Raw genomic sequence first — 2574 nt, 5'->3', positions numbered from 1 at the left:
CGGGCGTCACGGCCGTCGCCGACCCCGCCGCGGCCGCCGCGCTGCTCGAGGAGCTGCTCGCGGACCCGACGCCGGCCGCCGCCGACGACGCCTGGCGCGTGCTGCTCGTGGACGACGTGCACGAGTGGGAGCGCGGCTGGGAGCGGGGCGGCGACGACCGGCGCCTCGTGGAGCTGCTGGCCCGCGCCGTCGAGGAGGGGCCCGCACGCCGCGTCGCCGTGGTCGTCGCGGCCGACGCCGACGAGGCCCGCGCGCGGCAGCACGTCGCGGGCGCGGTCGCGGCCGCCCGGCGCGCACGACGCGCCGTGCTGCTCGCCCCCGAGATGGCCGACGGCTCGCTCGTCGGCGCGACCGTCCCGATGCACACGCACGAGCCCGCGACGGGCGTCGGGCGCGGCCTGCTGGTCAGCGCCGGGGGCGTCCGGGTGGTCCAGGTACTATCGCCGACAGCCGACCGGGAGACCGTCCGTTGAACCGATCAGCCACCGCATCCGGCCTGATGAGGCGCCTGCTGGGCCGTCCGGGCGACCGCCAGCGCGGCTTCGCCGAGGCCGGCGTCGCCGTCACGGGCGCCGCGCTCGTGCTGGGCGCCGCGCTCGGCTCGGGCGTGGCCAGCACCGTGGTCACGATGTCGGACGGCGTGACGTGGCTGCCCGACGACCAGACCGGTCAGGTCGTGCAGATCAACCCCGGCACGGGCCGCGCCGAGCGTCGGCTGCAGGTCGCCGGCCCCGGCGCCGAGCTCGACATCAGCCAGCGCGACGGCGTGCTCGTGGTCGGCGACGGCCGCACCGGGAGCCTCACGAGCATCGACCTCGCGACGCTGCTCGCGAGCGGTCAGCGCACGAGCGGCGAGCCGGCCCGCGTGCTGGTCGGCGGCGGCCTGGTGTACCTCGTGACGCCCGGCAGCGGGGTCGTGCGCGCGGTGGACCCGCTGACGCTCAAGGACCTCGGCACGCCGCACCGCGTGGGCGGCGCGCTGGCCGACGCGGTCGTCGACGCGCGCGGCACGGTGTGGGTCGTGACGGCGGGCGGTGACCTGCAGCAGGTGACCTGGAAGCCCGCCGACGAGCGCTTCGACGTCGGCGAGCCGCGGCCCGTGCGGGGCGCGGGCTCCGGCACGCGCCTGCTGCCGCACGAGCGCGGCGTGACGCTGTTCGCGCCCGACGGCGGCGCCGTGCTGCAGGTCGGGGTCGGCCGGGACCTCGCGGTCGCGGTGCCCGACCTCGCGGGCGAGGTGCTCCCCGCGGACTCCTCGCCGACCGACCTCGCACCGGCGGGCGTGCCCGGCCGCTCGGCGGTCGTCATGCTCGCGGGGGACCGGATCCTCGACGTCGGCGTCGGCGCGCTCGGGTGCGAGCGCCCGGGACGCCCCGCGGTCTTCGCGGGCCTCGTGTACGTGCCCTGCACCGGCGCCGGACGCGTGGTCGTGCTGCGGCCCGACGGCACGCGCGCCCGCGCCGACGTCGTCGTGCCGGGCGGTCGCGACCCGCGCCTCCTGGTCGACGACGGGCGCCTCGTCGTGCACACCGAGGACGGCGCGCGCGCCGTGGTCGTCGAGGCCGACGGCAGCACGCGCGCGATCGACACCGGGCGCTCCGGCGCGCCCGTGCACGACCCGCGCGACACGGCGGCAGGCCCGTCGGCCGCCGTGCCGCCGCAGCGTCCGCAGCAGCCGACGCAGCCGCAGCGTCCCGACCAGGGCGCGCCGCCCCCGGGCGCCGACCCGGGCGTCCCGCCGGTCGGCGCGCCCGAGCCGCCGCCCGGTGCACCCGACGCACCGACGCCGGGCGGCACCCCGACGCTCCCGGTCGGGACGCCCACGGGTGCGCCGACGGGCGAGCCGACGGGGCGCCCGCCGGGCACCCCGACGCCGACCCCCACCCCGACCGGCACCGCGACCCCGACGCCCGACGCGCCGCCGGGGCGCCCGTCGGCGGTCGTCGCGACCCTGGGCACGCCCGACGCCGCGGGGCTCACCGACGTCACCGTGACGTGGCGTGCGGGCACGCCGCCCGCCGACGACCACGTGGTCCGCACGTCGGTCGCGGGCGTCGCGCCCGTCGAGGTCGGCGGCGGCGCCACCACGGCGACCGTGCGCGGCGTCGTGTGCGGCACGCGGGTCACGTTCTCGGTCGAGGCCGTCGCGGGTGCCGAGCGCTCGGCCGCGGCCACCAGCGCGGCCGTCACGACGCCCGCGTGCCCGCCGCAGGCGCCCGCCGCCCCGACGGGCGTCACGGCCGTCGCGGGCGGCGACGGGTCGGTCACGGTGTCGTGGACCGCGTCGCGCACCCCGGTCGACGCCTACCTCGTCGGCCCCGAGGGCGGGTCGACCACCACGACGTCGGGCGACGCGACCTCGCTCGTGCTGCGCGACCTGCCGCCCGGCGCCGGTGTGCGGTTCGTCGTGCAGGCGCAGCGCGAGGGCCTCACCGCCGCGTCGGCCCCGTCGAACGCGGTCACGGTCGCGGGCCCCCCGGGCGGCGTCGGCGGCCTCGCGGCCGCGCTCGCGGGCCGCGCGGGCGACGTGCTCACGGTCGACGTGTCCTGGGGGGCCCCCGCCGACAACGGCTC

Annotated in this window: 1 protein-coding gene and 1 pseudogene; both read left to right on the top strand. The window is 80.3% G+C overall.

What is annotated here, in order from left to right; translation table 11 throughout:
* Positions 1-473, top strand: a pseudogene (locus tag CS2_RS19235) (FtsK/SpoIIIE domain-containing protein); the annotation flags it as partial.
* Between the two features lie 26 nt (positions 474-499).
* Positions 500-2574: fibronectin type III domain-containing protein (locus tag CS2_RS18095; RefSeq protein WP_070321005.1), on the top strand; the 2075-nt coding region annotated here is incomplete at its 3' end.

The sequence above is a fragment of the Cellulomonas iranensis NBRC 101100 = JCM 18110 genome, from assembly GCF_001552375.1.
GTDB classification, from domain to species: Bacteria; Actinomycetota; Actinomycetes; order Actinomycetales; family Cellulomonadaceae; genus Cellulomonas; species Cellulomonas iranensis.
This window is presented reverse-complemented; position numbering and strand designations above follow the sequence as displayed.